General features: G+C 72.5%; 22 protein-coding genes and 1 pseudogene. 13 read left to right on the top strand and 10 right to left on the bottom strand.

Features of this window, described 5'->3' with window-relative positions; genetic code table 11:
- Positions 1-197: 197 nt before the first annotated feature.
- Positions 198-629 (top strand): DUF3995 domain-containing protein, encoded by a 432-nt coding sequence (locus ABZS54_RS02265; RefSeq protein ID WP_355529880.1) that lies wholly within the window; start codon positions 198-200, stop codon positions 627-629.
- Positions 626-1,033, top strand: coding sequence for a VOC family protein (locus ABZS54_RS02260; RefSeq protein ID WP_355529878.1), 408 nt, complete (start codon positions 626-628; stop codon positions 1,031-1,033). Before ABZS54_RS02265 ends, ABZS54_RS02260 begins: the two co-directional genes overlap by 4 nt.
- Positions 1,034-1,061: 28 nt before the next feature.
- Here the strand turns inward: ABZS54_RS02260 and ABZS54_RS02255 are convergent, their stop codons facing one another.
- Positions 1,062-1,826, bottom strand: coding sequence for a ZIP family metal transporter (locus ABZS54_RS02255; RefSeq protein ID WP_355529875.1), 765 nt, complete (start codon positions 1,824-1,826; stop codon positions 1,062-1,064).
- Positions 1,827-2,332: 506 nt separating this feature from the next.
- On the opposite strand from ABZS54_RS02255, the gene ABZS54_RS02250 reads away from it, so the two are divergent.
- The 4 genes from ABZS54_RS02250 (at position 2,333) to ABZS54_RS02235 (ending at position 6,170) form a co-directional block, all read left to right on the top strand.
- Complete coding sequence (locus ABZS54_RS02250; protein WP_355529872.1) at positions 2,333-2,536, top strand: hypothetical protein; 204 nt, start codon at positions 2,333-2,335, stop codon at positions 2,534-2,536.
- A gap of 427 nt (positions 2,537-2,963) precedes the next feature.
- Complete coding sequence (locus ABZS54_RS02245; RefSeq protein WP_355529993.1) at positions 2,964-4,907, top strand: hypothetical protein; 1,944 nt, start codon at positions 2,964-2,966, stop codon at positions 4,905-4,907.
- A gap of 73 nt (positions 4,908-4,980) precedes the next feature.
- The gene (locus ABZS54_RS02240) at positions 4,981-5,592 is read left to right on the top strand and encodes a cupin domain-containing protein (protein WP_355529869.1); all 612 of its coding nucleotides are present in this window, start codon (positions 4,981-4,983) and stop codon (positions 5,590-5,592) included.
- A 71-nt stretch (positions 5,593-5,663) separates the two neighbouring features.
- Positions 5,664-6,170, top strand: coding sequence for a MarR family transcriptional regulator (locus ABZS54_RS02235; protein WP_355529866.1), 507 nt, complete (start codon positions 5,664-5,666; stop codon positions 6,168-6,170).
- A 110-nt stretch (positions 6,171-6,280) separates the two neighbouring features.
- Here the strand turns inward: ABZS54_RS02235 and ABZS54_RS02230 are convergent, their stop codons facing one another.
- From ABZS54_RS02230 to ABZS54_RS02215, 4 genes are all read right to left on the bottom strand, one after another.
- Positions 6,281-6,655: a CGNR zinc finger domain-containing protein gene (locus ABZS54_RS02230; RefSeq protein WP_355529990.1), complete on the bottom strand. Its 375-nt coding sequence runs from the start codon at positions 6,653-6,655 to the stop codon at positions 6,281-6,283.
- Between the two features lie 74 nt (positions 6,656-6,729).
- Positions 6,730-7,509: an alpha/beta hydrolase gene (locus ABZS54_RS02225; RefSeq protein WP_355529863.1), complete on the bottom strand. Its 780-nt coding sequence runs from the start codon at positions 7,507-7,509 to the stop codon at positions 6,730-6,732.
- Between the two features lie 51 nt (positions 7,510-7,560).
- Positions 7,561-8,517, bottom strand: a complete 957-nt coding sequence (pip, locus tag ABZS54_RS02220; protein WP_355529860.1) for a prolyl aminopeptidase — start codon at positions 8,515-8,517, stop codon at positions 7,561-7,563.
- 336 nt (positions 8,518-8,853) lie between these two features.
- A complete protein-coding gene (locus ABZS54_RS02215; RefSeq protein WP_355530002.1) occupies positions 8,854-9,384 on the bottom strand; it encodes a hypothetical protein in 531 nt (176 codons plus the stop codon).
- A 34-nt stretch (positions 9,385-9,418) separates the two neighbouring features.
- Here ABZS54_RS02215 and ABZS54_RS02210 point away from each other — a divergent pair.
- Positions 9,419-9,517, top strand: a pseudogene (locus tag ABZS54_RS02210) (excalibur calcium-binding domain-containing protein); the annotation flags it as partial.
- Positions 9,518-9,697: 180 nt separating this feature from the next.
- Entirely contained in the window at positions 9,698-11,788 is a 2,091-nt protein-coding gene (locus tag ABZS54_RS02205; RefSeq protein WP_355529857.1) for a restriction endonuclease, read from the top strand.
- 32 nt (positions 11,789-11,820) lie between these two features.
- Here the strand turns inward: ABZS54_RS02205 and ABZS54_RS02200 are convergent, their stop codons facing one another.
- Both ABZS54_RS02200 and ABZS54_RS02195 read right to left on the bottom strand, forming a co-directional pair.
- On the bottom strand, positions 11,821-12,135 hold the full coding sequence (locus ABZS54_RS02200) for a type II toxin-antitoxin system PemK/MazF family toxin (RefSeq protein ID WP_355529854.1): 315 nt from the start codon (positions 12,133-12,135) through the stop codon (positions 11,821-11,823).
- Between the two features lie 29 nt (positions 12,136-12,164).
- Positions 12,165-12,383 (bottom strand): hypothetical protein, encoded by a 219-nt coding sequence (locus ABZS54_RS02195; RefSeq protein ID WP_355529851.1) that lies wholly within the window; start codon positions 12,381-12,383, stop codon positions 12,165-12,167.
- A gap of 159 nt (positions 12,384-12,542) precedes the next feature.
- On the opposite strand from ABZS54_RS02195, the gene ABZS54_RS02190 reads away from it, so the two are divergent.
- Positions 12,543-14,759 (top strand): primosomal protein N', encoded by a 2,217-nt coding sequence (locus ABZS54_RS02190; RefSeq protein ID WP_355529848.1) that lies wholly within the window; start codon positions 12,543-12,545, stop codon positions 14,757-14,759.
- A 326-nt stretch (positions 14,760-15,085) separates the two neighbouring features.
- Here ABZS54_RS02190 and ABZS54_RS02185 read toward each other — a convergent pair whose 3' ends face one another.
- The gene (locus ABZS54_RS02185; protein WP_355529845.1) at positions 15,086-16,264 is read right to left on the bottom strand and encodes a hypothetical protein; all 1,179 of its coding nucleotides are present in this window, start codon (positions 16,262-16,264) and stop codon (positions 15,086-15,088) included.
- The gene (locus ABZS54_RS02180; RefSeq protein ID WP_355529842.1) at positions 16,261-16,869 is read right to left on the bottom strand and encodes an RNA polymerase sigma factor; all 609 of its coding nucleotides are present in this window, start codon (positions 16,867-16,869) and stop codon (positions 16,261-16,263) included. The genes ABZS54_RS02185 and ABZS54_RS02180 overlap by 4 nt, the downstream gene beginning before the upstream one ends.
- Before the next feature lie 319 nt (positions 16,870-17,188).
- On the opposite strand from ABZS54_RS02180, the gene def reads away from it, so the two are divergent.
- The 4 genes from def to ABZS54_RS02160 all read left to right on the top strand — a co-directional run bounded on the left by def (position 17,189) and on the right by ABZS54_RS02160 (position 21,045).
- Positions 17,189-17,734, top strand: coding sequence for a peptide deformylase (gene def, locus ABZS54_RS02175; RefSeq protein WP_355529839.1), 546 nt, complete (start codon positions 17,189-17,191; stop codon positions 17,732-17,734).
- Between the two features lie 6 nt (positions 17,735-17,740).
- Positions 17,741-18,673: a methionyl-tRNA formyltransferase gene (fmt, locus tag ABZS54_RS02170; RefSeq protein ID WP_355529836.1), complete on the top strand. Its 933-nt coding sequence runs from the start codon at positions 17,741-17,743 to the stop codon at positions 18,671-18,673.
- 5 nt (positions 18,674-18,678) lie between these two features.
- Positions 18,679-20,073, top strand: a complete 1,395-nt coding sequence (locus tag ABZS54_RS02165) for a transcription antitermination factor NusB (protein ID WP_355529833.1) — start codon at positions 18,679-18,681, stop codon at positions 20,071-20,073.
- A 180-nt stretch (positions 20,074-20,253) separates the two neighbouring features.
- Positions 20,254-21,045 carry a hypothetical protein gene (locus tag ABZS54_RS02160; protein WP_355529830.1) on the top strand — a complete coding sequence of 264 codons (792 nt, stop codon included), beginning with the start codon at positions 20,254-20,256 and terminating at the stop codon, positions 21,043-21,045.
- A 133-nt stretch (positions 21,046-21,178) separates the two neighbouring features.
- On the opposite strand, the gene ABZS54_RS02155 is transcribed toward ABZS54_RS02160, so the two are convergent.
- The gene (locus tag ABZS54_RS02155) at positions 21,179-21,415 is read right to left on the bottom strand and encodes a hypothetical protein (protein ID WP_355529827.1); all 237 of its coding nucleotides are present in this window, start codon (positions 21,413-21,415) and stop codon (positions 21,179-21,181) included.
- Positions 21,416-21,534 lie beyond the last annotated feature (119 nt).

Genomic DNA, 21,534 nt, shown 5'->3' with positions numbered 1-21,534 from the left:
GATCCCGGTGACCGGCTCGGTCGAAACCCGGCCGCGTGACCCGGCCGCGTGACCTGGCCCGGGCAGATTGCGTGATGCGCTCGGGAGGACATGTCAGCCGGCTGCCCGTGACCGTGACCGTGCCGGGTCGTTCCGGTTTCCGTTCGTCGTCGACCCGTGCCCGGGGTGTGTGGGTGCGTGAAGGTAGCTTGGGGCGCATGAGCATCGAGGGCGTTGCCGTGCGGATATCGGTCGGGAGTCTGACCGCGCTCGCCGGGCTGCATGTTGCGTGGGGGCTGGGGTCGTCGTGGCCGTTGCCCGATCGGGAATCGCTGTCGGATGCGGTGGTCGGGCAGCCGCGTATGCCCGGGCCGGCGGCGTGCTTCGCCGCCGCGGGTGCGCTGGGTGCGGCGGCGCTGTCGGTCGCGGGACGGCCGAGGAGTCGGCCCGCGGTGGCTCGGGTCGGGGCGTTCGGGGTGGCCGGCGTACTGGGGCTGCGTGGTGTGCTCGGCCTTGCCCGGCGGACGGATCTCGCGTCGCCGGGATCGTCCTCCGCGCGCTTTCGCCGGTTGGATCGGGTGGCCTACTCGCCGCTGTGTCTCGCCCTCGCGGCCGGCTCGGCGGTCGCGGCCGGCGGGCGTGGCCGATGAACCGGCTCGGGCTGGTGGCGGTGGTGGTGCGGGACTACGACGAGGCCATCGCGTTCTACACCCGCGCCCTCGGGTTCGACCTGCGCGAGGACACTCCGATGGCGGACGGCAAGCGGTGGGTCGTGGTCGCGCCGCCCGGTACGGGGCCCAACGAGGCGGCGGTTCTGCTGGCTCGGGCCGTGGACGACGAGCAGCGCTCCCGGGTGGGGGATCAGACCGGTGGGCGGGTCGGACTGTTCCTGTACACCGACGATTTCGCTCGGGAACACGCCCGGATGCTCGCCGCCGGCGTGATCTTCGAGGAACCGCCTCGGCGGGAGAAGTACGGCGTCGTCGCGGTCTTCCGAGACCTGTACGGCAACCGCTGGGACCTGATCGAGCGCACCGGCCCCATGCTGCGCTGAACGACGGCCCGCGCCTCGCTTCGCCCGCCTACCGCGCCAACGAGATCACCAGCCAAAGGAATCCCACCCCCGCGATCGTGCACAGCAGGGTCGAGCCCGAGGGGTGTGGGCTGTGGGCCTCGGGGAGGATGTCGGCGGTGGCGAGGTAGAGGAGGAAGCCGGCGAAGAAGCCCAGGTAGAGGCCGAGGGCGTGTTCCGGGATGGTGAACGCGAGCGTGATGGCCGCGCCGGTCACCGGCGCGAGGGCGTCCGCGCCCAGCAGGGCCAGGGCGCGGCGGCGGTCGTTGCCGTACATGCGGGTGACCGTGTACGTGTTGAAGCCGTCCGCGAAGTCGTGCGCCACGACCGCGATCGCCACCGTGGTGCCCACCGTCGTACCGGCCTGGAAAGCCGCGCCGATCGCGAAGCCGTCCATCACGCTGTGCCCCACCAGTGCGGCGGCGGCGGTCAGGCCGATGCCCTTGGCCCGCCCGTCCGCGCCCACGGTCGGGCCGTGGTGGTGGGCGTGTGGTGCGTACTCGCCCTCGTGTCCCCGGTGGATCGCCACCGAGCGCTCGACCACGTGGAGGACCAGGAAGCCGAGGACGAACATCAGCAACGCCTCCGGCACGCCGCCCAGCCGATCGCCCGCCGCGGACAGCGCCTCGGGCAGCAGGTCGAACGCGACCACGCCGAGCATCAGCCCGGCGGCGAGACCGAGTACGAGGTGTCGGCGGTCGCCGATGCGCTGCGCCACCCAACCGCCGAGCAGGGTCATCAAGAAGGCACCGGCGGCGATCAGTACGGCGGTCATGCCCGCGCCTGCCCGAGATCCGGAGGCTCCATTCGCGACGACGTCATCGATCAATCGTCGGCCGGCGGATGTCCGAACGCGCCGATTGTTGCGCCGTACGAGTGAGCACACGCACCTCGCGCGTGCCTCGTGCGCGCCTGCGGGATCACCGCGGCCGACGGTAAATCGGTTGGTATCGGGCCGAGTTGATCGCGACATCACGCATCGGTCGGGCAACCGGCAACCAGGCACGCGCCGTACGCCGGCCGGCCACACCCGGCGACAATCAGGACTTCGGCAATGAAATAGAGGTGCCTCGGCCCGAAATACAGGCGCCAAGGCGTGTACGTCCGCCATATCCTGGTGCCGGCCGCCCCTACGACCCCGCCCGGCATGCATGCCGATGGCCCGGTCCCAGGCGAGTCGTACTCCGTGCCATCCCGCCGCCGCGCGACTTCGGCGACCCCGGAAAGCCGCGAGGCGCGTGGGCAACCCATGCCAAGCAAGCAACGGGGAGAAACGGAACGATGAATGTGAACGTAGGCGACAGAGTCAAGACGAAGCAGCCGATCGGCGGCTTCACCAAGCAGACCGTCCCGGCAGGCGCACCGGGAGTGGTCGTGCGCATCACGATGGGCCGCGCGGACGTGTGCTTCACGCTGCCCGGCCTGGCCGGCGGCTCTCGTACGGTCGAGGTATCGGTCGACCCGGGCAACCTCGCCAAGGTCTGACCGACCGGTAGCACCGCACCGAACCGAACCGAAGCCAAAACCCGGCCAGAACCAGAACCAGAACCAGAAACCTGCCCCGCAGCTTAATCCCAACCCGGCAGCCCGATCCCGAACCGACATCCACCCCACCACCGCGTTCCCCGACACGGAACTCTCGTGACGGGGAACGCGGGCGTCCCCCATCGAAACCCGTCCGCGCCCGGTCCGAACCTCGCCCGAGCCCCCGAGCCCCCGAGCCCCGAGCCCGGTCCCCACTCGCCTCCTCCGTTGCCCGTTCCCCTCGCGACGCAAGCGCTGCAAGATGTCGGTGGATATTCCTGCACAGCCCTCGCTCGTCGTAGGAGTTGGAGGAATAGTGAGCCGAACCGCGCACCGTCCTCGACGTCGGCTGCCGGCCGCGGTCGTCGTCGCCGTGGCCGCCCTGCTCATGTCGTTACTGGTTCCACCCGTTGCCGAAGCGCACCCGAACCACCCCGGTGGTGAACCCGGTTGTGATCCGATCGACCCGGCCGCGTGCCTCCTTCCGTTTCCCGACGACTGGTACACGCAGGCCGATCGGCGCACCGACACCGGACGTCGGGTCGCGTTCACGGCGGCGATGATGCCGCATGGCGCCACGCCCGACGCGTGGAACCGCAACGACGGCTTCTCGCCCGGCTCCACGCTGATCACCCGGATCCCCGGCATCGACCTCGGCCGGAGCGGCGCGGTGCCGGTCACCGACGTCGGTGCGTCGCTCGCCCGGAACGCGCCGATCGTCATCGTCGACACCGAGACCGGCGAACGGTGGCCTCACTGGGCCGAACTCGACGCCAACGCCACGGACTCGACCCGCCAGGCGCTCCTGGTACACCCGGCCAAGAACTTCGTCCCCGGCCACCGCTACGTCGTCGGCCTGCGCAACCTGCGCGATGCCGACAACCGGGTGATCGCCGCGCCTCAGACGTTCGCCAGGATCGCGGGCCGAACCCTGCCGCGCCGCGACCCGTTGGCCGCTCGCCAGGCGCAACTCCGCCCGGTGCTGGATCGACTCGACCGCGCCGGCGTCGACCGTCGCGGCCTCTACCTGGCCTGGGACTTCACCGTCGCGAGCGAGCGCAACCTCACCGGCGGCATGCTCCGGATGCGGGACGACGCGTTCGACCGACTCGCCGACCGGGCACCGGAGTTCGTGGTGACCGGAGTGAAGAACCCGACGCCGGAGCAGGATTCGCGGATCGCGCGCGAGGTGACCGGCACGGTCACCGTACCCAGTTACCTGAACCGCCCCGGCGGTCCCACCGGTTCCACGCTCAACCTCGGCCGGGACGGGCTGCCGCGACAGTTGCCGGGGAACACCCAACCGGCGCAGTTCCGTTGTGAGATCCCGCGCTCCGCGTTCGACCGGCCTTCGCAGGCGTCGCTGTACGGACACGGCCTGCTCGGCAGCAACAACGAGGTGGGCGGCAAAAACGTCAAGGCGATGGCCGCCGAGCACGACATCACGTTCTGCGCCACCAAGTGGATCGGCATGGCCGACGAGGACCTGCCTACCGTCGCCCGCGCGCTCGCCGATCCGAGCAGCTTCGATGCGGTGCCGGATCGCACCCAACAGGGCTTCCTGAACGCGTTGTTCCTCGGCCGGGACATGATCCACGAACAGGGTTTCGCGGCCGACCCGGCGTTTCGTACCGACAGTGGGCGGCCGTTGATCGACGTTTCCAAGGGCCTGGTCTACGACGGCAACAGCCAGGGCGGCATTCTCGGCGGGTCGCTGGTCGCGGTGTCCCAGGACGCCAAGCGCGGCGTCCTGGGGGTGACCGGGATGAACTACAGCGTCCTGCTCAACCGCAGCTCCGACTTCGGGCCGTACGGGCAGATCCTGGACGCCGGCTTCCCGGACAAGCTCGATCAGCAGGTGGTGCTGTCGCTGTTTCAGATGTTGTGGGACCGCGGCGAGACGAACGGCTACGCGAGCGGCCTGGACCACAGCCCGTTGCCGCGTACCCCGCGCCACCAGGTGCTCATGCAGATCGCCTTCGGCGACCACCAGGTCTCCACGGTGACCGCCGAGACCGAGGCGCGCACGATCGGCGCACGAGTCCACGAGCCGGCGATCGCGCCCGGGCGCAACCCCGACCGGGATCCCTATTGGGGGATTCGGCCGTTGCCGCGCGAGCCGTACCGGGGGTCCGCGTTGGTGGTCTGGGACAGCGGGTCGCCCGCGCCACCGGTGACCAATACGCCACCGATCGGACCCGAGTACGGGCGGGACCCGCACTCGGACCCGCGCAACTCGCCGGTTGCCCGACGGCAGAAGGCGGAGTTCCTGGCCACCGGTCGGGTCGTCGACGTGTGCGGCGGCGCGCCGTGCACGGCACCCGCGGGATAGCGCCTGCTCATGTGAGGGTGTGGGTTCCGGCCGCGTCCGGCGCCGGAACCCACACCAGTCGAGGGAACAACGCATGTCCTCCACATCCGACGCAGACGCCGCATCCGCATCCGACCCCGTACTCGCGTCCGACGCCGATCCCGGCACCCATCCCGACGCCGACCCCAACTCCGACCCCGCACCCGCCCCTCGCTCCGAGCCCTCCGGGCTTCCCGTGCCCGCGCCCCATCGCGATCCCGTCGCCCCGCGGCGGCTCGATCCGCCGGACCTGGCCCGGATCATGGGACTCACGCCGCATTCCGAAGGCGGTTGGTATCGGGAGACCTGGCGCACCGGGGTGAGGGTGACCCCGCCGGGATATCCGGGTCCGCGCGAGACCGCGAGTGGCATCTACTTCCTGCTCGGTCCGGGCGAGGAGTCCGTGTGGCACGTGGTCGAATCGGCCGAGTTGTGGCTCTGGCATCGGGGCGGACCGCTCGAACTGCGCCTGGGCGGAGACGGTACGACTCCTGCGGCCGAGCCGCACCGGATCCTGCTCGGCCCGGACGTGGAGGCGGGCGAGCAGCCGCAGGTGTTGGTCCCGCCGGGGGTGTGGCAGGCGGCTCGGCCGGCCGCCGGGCGCGAAGTGCTGGTGTCGTGCGTGGTCTCGCCCGCATTCTCGTTCGAGGACTTCCGGACGCTGTGAGCCGGCGGCGGGTCGTCGATACTACGGTGGCGGCCGAGACCAAGCGGGCGCGGGCTGCCAGGGAGTACGACGTGAGCGAAGCACAGGCCGACTACGCCGATTCCGTGGTGGCGGCATGGTCGGCGGTACTGCCGGACGTGGAGGCGGCCTCGGTCGGGTTCGTGGTGCGGCTGCATCAGGCGATGATCGCGATGGAGGACTTCGACCGGCGCAGCATCGGGGCGCTGGGGCTGACCGCGCCGGAGTACATGGTGCTGGCCGTGCTCGCGACCCGACCGGATCGGCCGGGGCTGACGCTGCGGGAGTTGCAGCCGCTGGTGATGTACTCGTCGGGCGGGATGACGCACTGCGTGGACCGGCTCGCCCGCAAGGATCTGATCGAGCGGCGGCCCAACCCCGAGGACGGCCGCTCGGTCCTGGTCTGCCTCACCGAGGCGGGTCGCGAGGGTGCCCGAGCGGCGATGCGCGCGCGGATCGCCGCGCTCGACGGCCTACTGAGGCCGATCGAGGCAGCGGACCGGGACGTGGTCGACCGGGCGCTGCGCATCCTTGCCTCGACACTGGGCACGCCCGGGTAGCCGACCGCCCGAACCACCCCTGTACGCCGGGTGCGTCGAGTGCATCGAGTACGCCGAGTGCACCGGGTGCGCCCAGTGGGCCGGCCGTGGCGCCCGGGTATCGAGCCCCGTCAGGCGTCGGCGGCTTGGCCCTCCCGGTGGCGGGCGCGGAAGCTTGCCGCCTTGGCCCGGTTTCCGCAGCCGCGCATGTCGCACCAGCGCCGGCTGCCGTGGCGGGACGAGTCGACGTAGAGGCGGGTGCACGTCGGCGCCTCGCATTCTCGGACGCGGGCCGCGTCCGAGCCGCCGAACAGGGTCACCGCCGAGCGCGCGATCGTGGCCAGGACGGCGGCGATGTCGCCGCTACGCCGTATCCGACCGGCCGCGGCCAGCGCGACCGTGACCGGCGAGCCGGCCGCGAAGCCGTTCAGCGTCGCGCGGTCCCGTGCGCCGTACCCCTCCGGCGTGTCCCGAGCGGACGCGAGCCGGTACAGCGCTTCGCGCAGCTCGATCGGTGGTAGCGCGGGCCCGGGCGGCCCACTGCTCTCCGACCGACCAGCACCGCCCCGATCGCACTGCGTCAGCCCGCCAGTTCCGCGACCGCCCGGACGACCTCCGGCCAGACCGCCGAGAGCGGGTCGACGAGCTCGAAGTGGCCGACGCCGGCCAACTCCCGCAACTTCGCGCCCGACGCGGCCGCGAAGGTCCGGCTCAGGGCGAGCGGTACCTGCTCGTCGGCATCGCCGTGCAGCAGGATCAGCGGCCGGCCGCTCACGCCACCCGCCGCCAACCGCGTCGGGTCCGTCTGCGCGAGCACCGCCTCGGAGCGGTCCTCGCCCAGGAACTCCGCCGCCGCACCGTCGTCCAGGTCGAGGGCGAGGGCCGCGTCCAGGTCGAGTACGCCCGCCAACGACACCACCCCCGCAACCGGCGGCGCGGCCGGCAATCGACCCGCGCCGCCCACCGGCAGCCGATCGCGCAGCGCCGCCCAGACCGCCAGATGCCCGCCCGCCGAGTGCCCCAGCAGGACCACCGGCCGATCGGCCTCCGCGCACAACAGATCGAGCGCGGCGGCGACGTCCTCGAACGTGCCGGGCCGGCCGCCGCCCGGCCGCCCGGCACGGCGGTACTCGATACTCGCGACCGCATAGCCCTCGGCCGCCAGCGCGACGCACATCGAATACGTGTACATGCGGTCGTACTCGGCCCGCCAATACCCCCCGTGCATGACCACCACGAGCGCGCGCGGCTCGGCCGCGGGCTGCCAGAGGTCGATGATCTGATCCGCCTCGGGTCCGTACCGCAACGTGCGTTCGGGTCCGGCGGCCGGGCGCGTGAGGATGTCACGAGAAGCACTCATTCGAGCATTCTCCCGGGACCTCGCGGCCGACCTCGAATCGGCCCGTGCCCCTCACCGCGCGAAGCGGTCCGTGGCCTCGATCAGGTGGTGGGTGATGCCCGGTTCGGAGAAGGCGTGGCCCGCATCCGGCACGATCACGAATTCGGCCTCCGGCCAGGCCCGGTGCAGGTCGTAGGCGGTCGCCGGGGGAGTGCACATGTCGTAGCGACCCTGCACGATCACGCCGGGGATGTGGCGCAGTCGGTCCGCGTCGCGGATCAGTTGGCCCTCCTCCAGGAAGCCGCCGTTGCGCACGTAGTGGTTCTCGATCCGGGAGAAGGCCAGGGCGAACTTCGGCTGTCGGTGCAACTCCACCAGATCGGGTCTCGGCAGCAGGGCGATCAACGTGCTCTCCCACGCACTCCACGCGATCGCCGCCTCCTCGCGCACCTTGGGATCAGGGTCGTTGAGCCGGCGGCCGAACGCGCCGATCAGGTCATCGCGTTCGGCCTCCGGGATCGGCGCGAGGTACTCCTGCCAGGCTTCCGGGAACAACATCGACGCACCGCTCTGGTAGAACCACGCCAGTTCCCGGCGCCGCAGCGTGAAGATGCCGCGCAGGACCAACTCGGTGACCCGCTGCGGATGGGTCTGCGCATACGCCAGTGCGAGTGTGCTGCCCCACGAACCGCCGAAGACCAACCAGCGGTCCACACCCATCAGTTCGCGCAACTTCTCGATGTCGGCGACCAGATGCCAGGTGGTGTTCGTGCTCAGGTCCACCTCGAACCGGCTCACGTGCGGCGTGCTCTCCCCGCAGCCGCGCTGGTCGAAGAGCAGGACGTCGTACCGCTCCGGGTCGAACGTCCGCGCATGGTCGGGCAGACAGCCTCCGCCGGGACCGCCGTGCAGGAAGACGGCCGGTTTGCCGCCCGGGGTTCCGTAGCGTCGCCAGGCGATCGACTGGCCGTCGCCGACATCCGACATGCCCCGGTCGTAGGGCTCGGTGGCCGGATACATCATGCGCATGGGGATCTCCCTGGCTCGGTCGTGCGGTCTCGGGTGAACCTCACGAACACAATCGACACAGAGCCCAGCACATCACGAGGGTTGCCCAGCCGTCCCTGGTCGGCGGCAGCCGAGTCGATCCCGACGCGTGCATCCCGGACCAATCCTCCCAACCGGCTTCGATCGCGCGGCGGAATGCGACTGCCTCCGCGCCCGTCGCCGAATCGGCGGTCCGGCCCCGGGCGGGTCCGGCCCCGGGTAGGTCCCGTACCGCGGCCCGGAGCACGGTGAAGTCGAACTCCGTTTCGCGGCACGGGAACCATCCGTCCGGCCGGCGCACGGTTCTCCCATGGAACATCACAGGCCGTGCGCGAATCGGCGGTTGCCCGGATCGGTGGCCCCGATGAGGGCTAGAGTCCCGGGCGGCACATATCGAGGGGGGAACTCGCACATGCGCATCTCGGCTACCCGTTTGCCGAAAACCCGGTCGGTCCTGCTCCCCGGGATCGTCACGGCGACCTTGACGTTGACGCTGACCCTGACCGGTTGCGACGGGGACGGGGGTGGGAAGTCCGACCGGCTCAAGCCGTCGCAGAGCGGCAGCGCACCGTCGAGCACGGCGATACCCAGCTCGGCGCCGCCGAGTTCGGCACCGCCCACCACCCAGGCACCGTCCACGGCACCGCCGAAGACCACGCAGCCGAGCAGCGCGGCACCCACGCCCCGCAGCGGCTCGGGCGGCGCCGTCTCGGGCGGCGGCGCGAGCGGAACCGGAGGCAACGGCGGCTCTGCGGTCGGTGGTTCCTCGGCCGGTGGTGGTTCGTCCGGCACCGGAACGTCCGGCGGTGACCCCGGCGTCGCCGGCACGACGAGCGACGGCAGCAGCACCGGCGGCAGCGGCCCGGCCTACTACAAGAACTGCGCCGCCGTCCGAGCTGCGGGTGCCGCGCCGATCCACCGCGGCGACCCCGGCTACGGCCGACACCTCGACCGCGACGGGGACGGAGTCGGCTGCGAGTGACATGGGTCGGTCGTCGCCGGGAGCGGCGGGTACGGCTCCCGGCGGCCGAAGCCGCGTTCAGGCGAGGACACCGACCGCCTTCGCGTCGGTCGGTCCGACACGGCAGGATGTGTTCGAGCGCGGGGGCGGACGGGTGCAGGGCGGAAGGGCGATAGCGTGGCGAGTCGGCGGAGCACCGGCGTGCTGGGGGCATGGGCCGAGCTGCAGCGGCAACAACAACGGCAACGCGAGGCCGAGTTGCGAGCGCGGCAGCAACAATTGCGAGCCGACGAACGCAACCGGCGCGAGGCGCAAAAGGCTGCCGCGCGGGCCGACCGCGAGGCGCAGCGCGCCTATCAGCAGTCCCGCGAGGCCGAAGTGGCCCGCCGGACCGCCGAGATCGAGGACCGCGTGGCCGAGCTGCAAGGCGTGCTTCGGGCCCGGCTGAGCGCGCCGGGTTTCCGGATCGAGCGGTTGCGCACCGCCGTGGAGATCCCGCCGTTCCAACCGGGTGAACTCGCCCGACCGATCCCGATGCCCGACTCGGCGCGCTATCAGGTGGCCGCACCGTCCGGCCTGGGCAGTTTCGCGCCCGGCGCACAGTCGCGCTACGAGCAGGACCGGGCGCAGGCGCAGGCGCGCTACGACCACGACCTGCGGTCCGCGCAGGCCGCCGAGTACGAGCGGCAGCAGCGATACAACGACTACCACCGCCGGTTCGAGGACTGGGCGAACGGTCAGCGGGCCCTGGCCACGCAGCGCAACCAGCAGGTCGACGATCTCGTGCGGCGGCTCGCGGCGCGCGATCCCGAGGCCATCGAGGACTACTTCGAGGGCGTCCTGCTGGCATCGCCGGATTGGCCCGAGGGCTTTTCCGACCATTGCACGGTGGCCTTCGACGCCGCCGCACGGCAGTTGGTGGTCGACCACGAGTTGCCGACGACCGACGTGGTGCCGGCCGTGGCCCGCGTGCGTTACGTGAAGACCGACGACCAGGAGAAAGAGGTCGCGCGTACCGCGACCGACCGGCGGACGATCCACCGCGACGTATTGGCGCAGAGCGCGATCCGGATACTGGCCGAAGTCTTCTTCGCCGACCACGAGGGCATCCTCGACTCGGTGGTGCTCAACGGCTTCGTCCAGGCGGTCAACCCGGCGACCGGCCGACACGGGCGCACGTATCTGCTCACGGTGACCGCGCAGGCGCAGGAGTTCCGGCAGATCAGCCTCGACCGGGTGGACGCGGTCGCGTGCCTGGAGGCGATGAGCGGGACCCTGTCCACCCGTCCGGACCGGCCCACTCCGGTGCGGCCGAGCCGGCTTGCGGACAGCGTCGCATCGGCGCCGACCCCGGCGCCGGCTCCCACCATCACCCCGGCGCCCGCGCGTCCCGGCGACGACGACCCGGACCTGTTCGTGATGGACCCGATCGAGTTCGAGGACCTGATCGCCGAACTGTTCAAGCGGATGGGCATGCAGGTCGAGACCACCGCGCGCAGCGGCGACCAGGGGGTGGACGTGGTCGCGGTGGATCCGGACCCGATCCGCGGCGGCAAGATCGTCGTGCAGGTCAAGCGCTACCGCAACACGGTCCCGCCCACGGCCGTGCGGGACCTGGCCGGCACGGTGCAACACCACGGCGCGAACAAGGGTTTGCTGGTCACCACGTCCGGTTTCGGGCCCGGCAGTCACGAGTTCATCCGGAACAAGCCGCTGGGCCTGGTCACCGGTCCCGAACTGGTCGGCCTGCTCGCCCAACACGGCCTGCGCGGGCGCCTCGGTCCCGGCGCCGGCGGCGCCGCAGCGGCCGCGCCCGGCAGCCGGATTCTGGTTCAACTCGCCTGGGAACCGGGCAATGCGCCACCCCTGGACCCGTGTGCCTTCGTCTGCCGCCGCGGACGGGTGCTCGGCGACGAGCACTTCGTGTTCTTCAACAACCCGGCCAGCCCCGAGGGCGCGGTCCGGATCGGCGACGGCGTCGCATTCCTGGTCGACCTGGACATGCTGCCGCGTGAGGCCGACCGGCTGGTCCTGGCCGCGGCCGTCGACCAGGAGCGCGCCCCCGGCGGCGACCTGGCCGCGCTGCGCGGAGCCAGGCTGACCCGCCTCGACCAGGCGAACGGCCGCCGCATCGGCGACAACCCCGTACCCACCCGCCGCCCGGGCGAGACCGCCATGGTCCTCGGTGCATTCGTGCGCAGCGACGACACCTGGACCTTCTCGCCCACCACCAACGGCTTCCGCAACGGCCTCCTCGGCGTCGCCGAATCGCACGGCGTCGAGGTGGAGTAGGCCCCGGAAGCCGCCGACGCCGCGTCGCCTGGTCAGATGTCCAGCATCAGGCGAAGGTAGGTACGGATGTCGTCGGCTTCCTTGTCATTGACGCTCCCCAAAGGGTGTCCCGTGAGTCGCTGTTCGGAAACCGCCCGCACGCCGTCGGTGCGTGCCCAACTCTGGCGGCGGAGACCGGACTGTGCCGAGGACACCGAGACGTGATGAGGCAGTCCCCGGTCCTGGGTGGTCAACGGCACGACGATCGCCATCGCGATGGGGAAGGAGGCGTAGAACGGCGAGTTGACGACCACGACCGGCCGTCGACCGGACTGCTCCGAGCCGATGACGGGGGACAGGTCGGCCATCCACACCTCCCACGGGGCGGACTTTCGGCTCACTGCCCACCGCCCAGACCGTCGCCGGCCAGGCCGTCCCACTCGTCGAGTTCGCTCTCGTAGTTCGTCCATGCGGAGGCGTTGGCCTCCAGCCGCGTGTAGGCAGCGAGCACCGCCGCCTTGCGGTGCTCGGTGAGCAGATGGGTGAGCGCGGCGTTCAAGGTGACGCCGCCGAGATCTTCCGCTGCTACTCGAGCGAGATCGTCTCGGACGCTCATCTCAACCTTTATGGTGGTTGCAGTCATACTGTGAAGTATACCCATTGGTATGTGAAAGGTTCGCGAGTCGCCCGACGATGCTGGAAGATCCGCGCCGCCGGGTGCCGCGGTACCTGCGCGGATTCGTCGCACCCGTCTGTCAGGATGCCTGCTGTGGCGATGAACGATCCGGGTGTGGGCGACGAGGAGGACGGGCAGCTCACGCTCGGGGTCGAGGACGCGCGGCGGGCGGTGCGGGCCGCGCGGGCGCGCAAGCCCAAGCCCAAGGCGCAGGCCGAGCGGCTGCCGGTGGCGCGGGTCGTGGTGGACAAGGGGCTCGTGCACCTGGATCGGCTGTTCGACTATTCGGTGCCGGCCAAGCTGGCCGAGCAGGCGCAACCCGGGGTGCGGGTGCGGGTGCGGTTCGGGGCCAAGGTCGTGGACGGTCGGCGGCAGGGCGGTGGGCTGATCGACGGCGTGATCGTCGAGCGGGTCGAGCGCAGTACGTACGGCGGCCCGCTGGCGCCGCTGGCGAGCGTCACCTCGCCCGAGATCGTGCTCGCGCCGCCGATGATCGAATTGGCCCGCGCGGTCGCCGACCGGTATGCGGGCACCCTCGCCGACGTGGTCCAGATCGCCCTGCCCGCCCGGCACGCGCGCGCCGAGGCGGAGCCGTCGGGCGAGCCTCTGGTCCGGCCCGCGGCGCCGGCCCCCGGGCCGTGGACGCGCTACCCCGCGGGCGCCGCGCACCTGGCCGAGCTCGCCGCCGGCGAATCGCCGCGCACCGTGTGGACCGCGCTGCCCGGGCCGCACTGGCCGGAGGAGATTGCCCGGGCGATGGCCGCGACCCTGGCGGGCGGCCGCGGCGCACTCGCGGTGGTCCCGGACGCCAAGTCGGTGGAGCGCGTGGACGCGGCGCTGACCGCCCTGCTCGGCCGAGGCCGACACGTCGCGCTGACCTCGGGCCTGGGCCCGGAGGAGCGCTACCGGCGCTGGCTGGCGATCAATCGCGGGAGCGTGCGCGCGGTGGTCGGCACCCGTGCGGCGATGTTCGCACCCGTGGTGGAACTGGGTTTGGCCCTGCTCTGGAACGACGGCGACGACTCGCACGCCGACCCCAACGCGCCCTACCCGCACGTGCGCGAGGTGCTGGCGATGCGGGCCACGCGCGAACACGCCGCGTTCACCGTCGGCGGGCACGCCACCACGGTCGAGGCCGCACAACTGGTCCGCTCCGGGTGGGCCCGGCCGCTGGACGCCGACCGCGCAGCGGTGCGCGCCGCGGCCCCGCTGGTGCGCACCACCGGCAGCGATCTGGACCTGGCCCGGGACGAGGCCGCGCGAGCCGCACGGCTGCCCAGTCTGGCGTGGGACATCGCCCGCAAGGCGTTGCAGACCGGGCCGGTGCTGGTCCAAGTCCCGCGCCGGGGCTACCTGGTCCGCACCTCGTGCCTGCGCTGCCGCGAACCCGCGCGCTGCGCACACTGCTCGGGGCCGCTCGAACTGCCCTCCGGGAACGGCGTGTTGACCTGCGGCTGGTGCACCCGGCCGGCGCCGAACTGGCACTGCCGGGTGTGCGGCGGAGATCGCATCCGAGCCGGTGTGATCGGTGCGCGCCGGACCGCCGAGGAACTCGGCCGGGCGTTTCCGACCATGCCGGTGCGCACCTCCGGGCGGGACGCGATCCTGACCACCGTGCCGGACCTGCCCGCGCTGATCATTGCCACGCCCGGCGCCGAACCGGTCGCGCCCGGCGGCTACGCGGCGGCTCTGCTCCTGGACGGCTGGGCCCTGCTGACCCGACCCGACCTGCGCGCCGGCGAGCAGGCGCTGCGCCGCTGGCTGGACGCGGCGAGCCTGGTCCGGCCCGCGGGGGAGGGCGGCACGTTGGTGGTGGTCGCCGAGTCCACGCTGCGCCCGGTGCAGGCGCTGGTGCGATGGGACCCGCAGGGGTACGCGCTGACCGAATTGGTCGAGCGGGCCGAATTGAACCTGCCACCGGTGTCGCGGATGGCGTCGGTGACCGGCCCGCCGGCCGGGATCGCCGACTTCCTGGCGGTGCTTCGGCTGCCCGACGGGGCGGACGTGCTGGGCCCGGTCCCGGTCGCGCCGACCGCTCCGCGCACCCCGCCACCCGTGCCGGTCAAACCCGACCCCAAGGCGGTCGACTCCCGCGCCGAACTCACCCGAGCCCTGTTCGGCAACCCCCCACCGCCGACTCGCGAACCGGCTCGGCAGACCGCCCCGCCCACCCGCCACGAACGCGTCCTGCTGCGCATCGAACCGGGCCGCGGCGCGGAGTTGGCACACGCCCTCAAGGCGGCCCAGACCCTGCGCCTGGCCCGGGCCGCGGGAGATCCGGTGCAGATCAGGATCGATCCGCCGGACATCGGCTGAGCGCAGCGGTACCCGGCGCGGGAGTGCGACCCATCGCACGCGCAGGCCCAGGGGGCGACCGTCGTGACGCGCGCGACCGCCCATGCCCACGGCAGGCGGCTGCCTCTGGCCATGCGATCCGCCCGCCGCACGCGCGCGGATCGAGGGCCGCATCCGGTTGGTCGCGGCGGAGGCTCCCAGCCGGGCGCCGTACGCGCGCGGCTGGGAGCCCACGCGCGTACGGGTGGGCCACCGCCGCCGTGCCACGACGCCGGAACTGGCGCCGCGCCGCCGTGCCACGACACCGAACCGGCGCCCCGTCGGAATCGCCGTTCATCCGCCGGCGCTCAGCCCCAGTGGGTTCGGCTCCCGCATGCCTTGGTCATCGGAGCATTCGCGCAGCGCAGGGATTCGTGGTCGGCGCCGCGTTCGTAGAGCAGGGTGCCGGCCGCGTCATAGGCCCGAATCCGAGCCGGGACGACGTCGTTGCCCGGCACACCCGCGAGCCACACGCCGTTGCGTACCACCGCCCCGACCGTGCTCCCGTCGGGCAACTCGACCACGACCCGCGCCACCGCGCCGGTCGTGCGGCCCCACCACGTCATGGAGGACATCAGGCCGATCCGGAGCGGTTCGGCCGTAGGCGGCGTCCAGGTCCGGCCCTGGCGCACCTCGAACTCCCCCGCGAGGATGCCGCCGGCGGCGGTCGGCGCAGGCAGTTCCGGCGGGGTCAGCTCACCGTGGCACACCACCAGGTCCGGTTTGCCGGCCTTGCCCAGCACGAACGGGCGCAGTACGCCGCTCCCGTCCTCCTCCCACGCGGTGAAGTACGGCTTGAACGCCGTGTCCGGCTCGCCCACCTTCCACACCCGTCCATCGGGCGCGGTAGCAGTCCCGGACGGTCGCCGAGTCGCCACGGGCGGCTCGATCGACCCGCCGGCGCCTCCCGCGGTGCCGACGGTCACCCCGAACGTGGGCCAATGCAGGGGAGTCGGGGTCGATCCCGGCGGCAGGCCGTGCCCGCCCGACGGGTCTTCCGGCGTGCTCTCGGGCATCCGGACGTCGACGCTGTACGGCAAAGTGCCGGGCGGCAGGCCGTGGCCCGCGCTCGGCGGGCCACTCGTCTCGGGCGCACCCGCTGTCGGCGGCGAAATCGTCGGCCGTCCGGTGTCGAATCCGGTCGGTGGCGGTGGCGGAACGGCAGCCCGACGGCCGCGCTCCAGACACGAGGCCAGCGTCCGGGTCGCCACGTCCCACGGCACCGGATCCCCCGGCTTGGCCGCCTCCCTGGGCACCCCCTGTGTCGGGTCCTGCCCGGCCACCGGGCCGGCCGGCGCCAGATCCTGCGGGCCGCGCCACGGCTGCGCGACCAGGATCCCGGCCGCACACACCGCGAGCACCGCGCCCGCCGCGATCCCCGGTGCCAGGGCCCGGCTCCGGGACGGCCCCTGGGTGTCCAGGATCGCGAGCAGTTCACGCCTGCGTTGTTCGTGCCCCGGCAGTCGGTCCTTGCTGTACGGGCTCATCGTGCCTCCTCGATGCCTCGGTACGTGCCCGCGTGCACGCCCTCTTCGGCCAACAGGCCGCCCAATCGTTTCCGCGCCCGGTGCATCCGCGCCTTGACCGTGCCCAGCGCGACGCCGAGCGCGGTCGCGGCCGCCTGCTGGTCCAGACCGCCCCAGACGCACAACTCCACGACGTCGCGCTCGTGCCGGGGCAGCCGCGCCACCGAGCGCCGCAACGCCTCCGCCGTGCGTTCCTCGTCGATCCGCCGGGCCACCTCGTCCGCGTGGTCGGGGATGTCCCGCGGCAGCGGTACGCGCGCGGCCAGCGCCCGATAGCGCTTGAGTGCGCGCCGCCGGTTCGCGAGCGTGCGATTGGCCGTACCCAGCAGCCACGGCAACGCGCTGTCCCGGTCGAAGGTCACCTCCGCGCGGCGCCGCCACGCGGTCAGGAACACCGCCGACGTCAGGTCCTCGGCCTCGCCGCCGTCCCCGATCCGTCGCAGCACATGCCCATACACCGCCCCCGCGTGCCGGTCGAACACCACCGCGAATGCATCGCGATCCCCCGTGCGGACCCGGGACCACAACACGTGATCCCCGTCCTCCTGCTCCTGATCCGTCGTCACATCCCGAGAGTGTCCGCCTCGCGCGCCGAGGTTGCCCCACCCCGAAGCCCACCCGAACCCCTCGCAACCCGAATCCCTCGCGACCCGAGCCCCACCCGAGCCGGACCCACGAGCGACCCACGAGGGACCCGCGCAGGACCCGCCCCACCCGGCCTCGCCTCGTCCCCCGGTGCGTGCGGGGATCGAGGCCCGGCCGCTCAGTAGACTTGCCGCTCTCCGGTTTCGACCGGCACCACCGCGCAGCAGCACCGCGCCGGTACGCTGCCGCGCACCGGCGACACTCGGCACCACGCCCGACCACCGATGGGGGAGCACACCCGTGCCAGTCCAGCCGATCCGCCTGTTCGGGGATCCCGTCCTGCGGAGCAAGGCCGACCCGGTCACCGTGTTCGACAAGGAGTTGCGGCGACTGGTCGCCGACCTCACCGACACGATGCGCGACGCGCCCGGCAGCGGTCTGGCCGCGCCGCAGATCGGGGTTGCTCTGCGGGTGTTCACCTACCAGGTGGACGGCGAGGTGGGACACCTGATCAATCCGGACCTGGACCTGTCCGAGGACGAACAGGACGGTCCCGAGGGCTGCCTGTCGCTGCCGGGCCTGCGCTACGACACCAAGCGCGCGTACGGCGTGGTCGCCAAGGGCTTCAACATGCACGGCGACCCCGTCACCATCGAGGGCACCCAACTGCTCTCGCGCTGCATCCAGCACGAGACCGACCATCTCGACGGCATCCTGTTCATCGACCGGCTCGACCGCGAGCAGCGCAAGGCCGCACTGCGCGCGCTGCGCGAGGCGGAGTGGGCCGGCCAGGCCGCACCGCAGGTCAAGTTCTCCCCCCACGGCACCTTCGGGAAGGCCCTCTAAACCCTCATGCGTCTAGTCTTCGCCGGCACCCCCGAGGTCGCCGTACCCGCACTCGAAGCCCTGCTGGAGTCCCGGCACGAGGTGGTCGCCGTCGTCACCCGGCCGGACGCGCCCGCCGGACGCGGTCGCAAGCTCGTCGCGAGCCCGGTGGCCGAACGCGCCGCCCGGGCCGGAATCGAGATCCTGCGCCCGGCCAAGCCGCGCGACCCGCAGTTCTTGGCCCGGCTCGCCGAGATCGCCCCCGACTGCTGCCCCGTGGTCGCCTACGGCGCGCTGCTGCCCAAGGCCGCGCTGGAGATCCCCGCGCAGGGCTGGGTCAACCTGCACTTCTCGCTGCTGCCCGCGTGGCGCGGCGCGGCGCCCGTGCAGCACGCCGTGCTGGCCGGCGACGACATCACCGGCGCGTGCACCTTCCTGATCGAGCAGGGCCTGGACTCGGGTCCGGTCTACGGGACGGTCACCGACGAGATCCGCTCCACCGACACCAGCGGCGACCTGCTGGAGCGGTTGTCCCGGTCCGGCGCGCGCCTGCTGGTGGCGACCATGGACGGGATCGCCGACGGCAGCCTGGAGGCCCGTCCCCAGCCGCCGCACGGAATCACCCTCGCACCCAAGCTGACCGTCGAGGATGCCCGCGTCGACTTCACCGCGCCCGCCCTGCGGGTGGACCGGGTGGTGCGCGGCTGTACGCCCGCCCCCGGCGCGTGGACCACCTTCCGCGGCGAGCGTCTCAAGCTCGCCCCGGTCCGGCTGCGTGGCGGCGACAACGCGCTGGCCGCCGGCGAGATCGCGGTGGAGAAAAAGGTGGTCCGAGTGGGTACCGGCAGCCACGCGATCGAACTCACCCAGGTCCAACCCCAGGGCAAACGCATGATGGCCGCCACCGACTGGGCCCGGGGCGCACACCCCGAGCCCGGTGAAACCCTCGGCACGAACTGAGCACCGTGACCAACGCCCCCGCCGCACGCCCCTACCGCCGCCCGCGTCCCGACGCCGCGCGCCTGGCCGCCTACGACGTCCTGCACGCGGTCGGCGAACGCGACGCGTACGCCAACCTGGTGCTGCCCGCGCTGCTGCGCGAACGCCGGATCATCCCGCGCGACGCCGCGTTCGCGACCGAACTGGTGCACGGCACGCTGCGCCGCCAGGGCACCTACGACCGGATCGTGGCGGCCTGCACCGACCGGCCGATCAAGGAGATCGACCCGCCGGTCCTGGACGTGCTCGCGCTCGGCGTGCACCAGCTGCTGAGCATGCGCACACCGGTACACGCCGCCGTCTCGGCCACCGTGGAACTGGCCCGCGCGGTGCTCGGCGACGGCCGCGCCAAGTTCGTCAACGCGATCCTGCGCCGGGTCTCCAAGCAGGACCTGGACACCTGGCTGCGGCAGATCGCGCCGCCCTACGACGAGGACCCCGAGGGCCACCTCGCGGTCCTGCACTCGCACCCGCGATGGATCGTGCAGGCCCTGTGGGACGCCCTGGGCGCGCGCGGCAACCCGCACGACCGCGCCGCGATGGAGGCGCTGCTGGCCGCCGACAACATCGCCCCGGTGATCTCCCTGGTCGCCCGCCCGGGTCGGGTCGAACTCGCCGAACTGTACGAGGCCGGCGCCACGCCCGGCCGCTGGTCGCCGTACGCGGCCACTCTCCCCGAGGGCGACCCGGCCGGGATCAAGGCGATCCGTGACGGCCGAGCCGCGGTCCAGGACGAGGGCAGCCAGCTGGTTGCCGCCGCGCTGGCCAATGCCGAGGTCGAGGGCGCCGAGAGCCGCTGGCTGGACCTGTGCGCGGGCCCCGGCGGCAAGGCCGGCCTGCTCGCCGCGATCGCCACCGGGCGTGACGTGTCGCTGCTCGCGGTCGAGCGCCGGCACCACCGTGCCCGCCTGGTCCGCAACGCGATCGGCCACCTGACCCACCATCAGGTGATCACCGCCGACGGCACCCGACCCGCGTGGCAGCCCGGCAGTTTCGACCGGGTGATCGCCGACGTGCCCTGCAGCGGGCTGGGCGCGCTGCGCCGCCGACCCGAGTCGCGCTGGCGCCGCAAGCCCGAGGACATCCCGGAACTGGGCGAGCTGCAACGTGCGTTGCTGCGCAGCGCGGTGGCCGCTGCTCGGACCGGCGGAGTGATCGCGTACGTCACCTGCTCGCCGCATCCGGCCGAGACGCGTGTGGTGGTGGACGACATCCTGCGCGCGGGCGAGGTCGAGTTGATCGACGCCCGACCGCTGTTCCCGGGCGTGCCGCACCTGGGCACCGGTCCGGACGTGCAGTTGTGGCCGCACCTGCACGGCACCGACGCGATGTACCTCGCGCTGCTTCGTCGCACGGGCTGATCACCCGCACGCGCAACGCGATCACCCGCGCGAATGGGGTGATTTACGGCTGAATCCTCGCCAAGTGGGGCATAACGGCAAGGGTGGTCGTCACTTCGGGCTCGGCCGCACCGGTCGCCCCTCGGGTCCCAGGAATCCGAGGGCGATCGCCGGCCGACCACCGCAGGAGCCGCTGTACTCATGTCCACGCTCACCCGCAGCTCCGCGCGCCCCGGCCCGCTCGTCCGCACGGGCGGAGCGGTGCGCGGCGAGTGGAGCAGGCTCACCGTGGTCCCAGTGCGCGAGCTGCGTGCGCACGGCCTGTCGGCGATCCCGCTCACCGTGTGCGCGGTGCTGCTGACCTTCGGCTTCTGGCTCGCGTGGCGCACCACGTGGGGCGGCGACATGGCGCGCGTGCTCGGCGGGGTGAGCGCGGGTATTCCGCTGCCTCTGGCGCTACTGCGCACGCCCGTCTCGCTGTTCGTGCCCGCGCCGGACCTGCCGGTGTGGGGTGCGCTGATCCAGGTGCTGATCCTGTTCGGGCTGGCCGAACTCGATGTGGGTGCACGCCGCACGCTGGCGATCGCGTACGTGGCCACGCTGTGCGGCACGCTGGCCGCGCGGGTGATGATCGGCCTCGGTCCGGATCACCTGTTGGGCATGGACGCCCGGCACGGCGACATTCCGGACACCGGCCCGTCGGCCGCGGTGGTCGGCCTGGTGGTGTGCATCGCGATGATGCGCCGGGCGCCGATGCTGTTCGCCGGCGTGTGGATCCTGATGGTCGCCGAGGTGACGGTCAAGCCGAACCTGGCCGGCCGCGAGCACATCGCGGCGATGGCCGGCGTCACGCTGTGCGTCGGCGTGTACCTGGCCCGGCAGCGCCGGCGCACGCGGCTCCGCCGGCCTGCGCCCACCCGCGATCGATCGCGGGCATCCGCGCCCACCTGCCGTCAAGGGCAGCCCCGCGAGAGGACCCACAACCAGCCGTGAACCGCCGCGGATCCTTGAAGGCCCTCTCGATATCAAGTATCTTTACATCAAGATAGTGAGTCAAGCGAACTCGGCCTCGACCCTGGAGGACGGCCATGCCGATCGACTTCCACAGCGACGCCAACCGGCTCACCTACACCCGGCGCACCGCCGGCGAGGACTGGGCGCGCGCGGTCCGCGACCTGGTCCGCCCGGCCGGTGCGCGCTCGCGCAGGGCCGCCGTCACAGCCTCGGTGGTGGGACGTCGGGCCGCTTCGATGTCGAGCAGGGCGGGGAACCGCTCGAGCTCACCGACGACGAACTCGCCGAGTTGGCCGCCTACATCCGGGCCAGGCTCCCGGCCGAGGGCCCGATCCACGAAACCGACCACTGGACGATCCGGTCCGCCACGAACTGAGGGCCTCCCGCCCCGGCGAGGACGACGAGAGGCCCACGGCGTTCACTCGTTGTGACGAAGCCCGACGGGCCCATCGGGCTCACCCCGAGCCC

The sequence above is a fragment of the Embleya sp. NPDC005575 genome (assembly GCF_040605455.1).
Lineage (GTDB): Bacteria > Actinomycetota > Actinomycetes > Streptomycetales > Streptomycetaceae > Embleya.
The sequence above is the reverse complement of the archived record's forward strand: the minus strand, read 5'-3'. Positions and strand labels throughout refer to the sequence as shown.

Bases quoted from the DNA above. Each gene is read 5' to 3' on its own strand.
- ABZS54_RS02245 (WP_355529993.1), top strand. From the start codon at position 2,964: ATGTCGTTACTGGTTCCACCCGTTGCCGAAGCGCACCCGAACCACCCC.
- ABZS54_RS02260 (WP_355529878.1), top strand. From the start codon at position 626: ATGAACCGGCTCGGGCTGGTGGCGGTGGTGGTGCGGGACTACGACGAG.
- ABZS54_RS02185 (WP_355529845.1), bottom strand. From the start codon at position 16,264: ATGAGCCCGTACAGCAAGGACCGACTGCCGGGGCACGAACAACGCAGG.
- ABZS54_RS02160 (WP_355529830.1), top strand. From the start codon at position 20,254: ATGTCCACGCTCACCCGCAGCTCCGCGCGCCCCGGCCCGCTCGTCCGC.
- ABZS54_RS02195 (WP_355529851.1), bottom strand. From the start codon at position 12,383: ATGAGCGTCCGAGACGATCTCGCTCGAGTAGCAGCGGAAGATCTCGGC.
- ABZS54_RS02225 (WP_355529863.1), bottom strand. From the start codon at position 7,509: ATGAGTGCTTCTCGTGACATCCTCACGCGCCCGGCCGCCGGACCCGAA.
- ABZS54_RS02250 (WP_355529872.1), top strand. From the start codon at position 2,333: ATGAATGTGAACGTAGGCGACAGAGTCAAGACGAAGCAGCCGATCGGC.
- ABZS54_RS02265 (WP_355529880.1), top strand. From the start codon at position 198: ATGAGCATCGAGGGCGTTGCCGTGCGGATATCGGTCGGGAGTCTGACC.
- ABZS54_RS02240 (WP_355529869.1), top strand. From the start codon at position 4,981: ATGTCCTCCACATCCGACGCAGACGCCGCATCCGCATCCGACCCCGTA.
- ABZS54_RS02200 (WP_355529854.1), bottom strand. From the start codon at position 12,135: ATGGCCGACCTGTCCCCCGTCATCGGCTCGGAGCAGTCCGGTCGACGG.
- pip (WP_355529860.1), bottom strand. From the start codon at position 8,517: ATGCGCATGATGTATCCGGCCACCGAGCCCTACGACCGGGGCATGTCG.
- ABZS54_RS02255 (WP_355529875.1), bottom strand. From the start codon at position 1,826: ATGACCGCCGTACTGATCGCCGCCGGTGCCTTCTTGATGACCCTGCTC.
- fmt (WP_355529836.1), top strand. From the start codon at position 17,741: ATGCGTCTAGTCTTCGCCGGCACCCCCGAGGTCGCCGTACCCGCACTC.
- ABZS54_RS02190 (WP_355529848.1), top strand. From the start codon at position 12,543: ATGAACGATCCGGGTGTGGGCGACGAGGAGGACGGGCAGCTCACGCTC.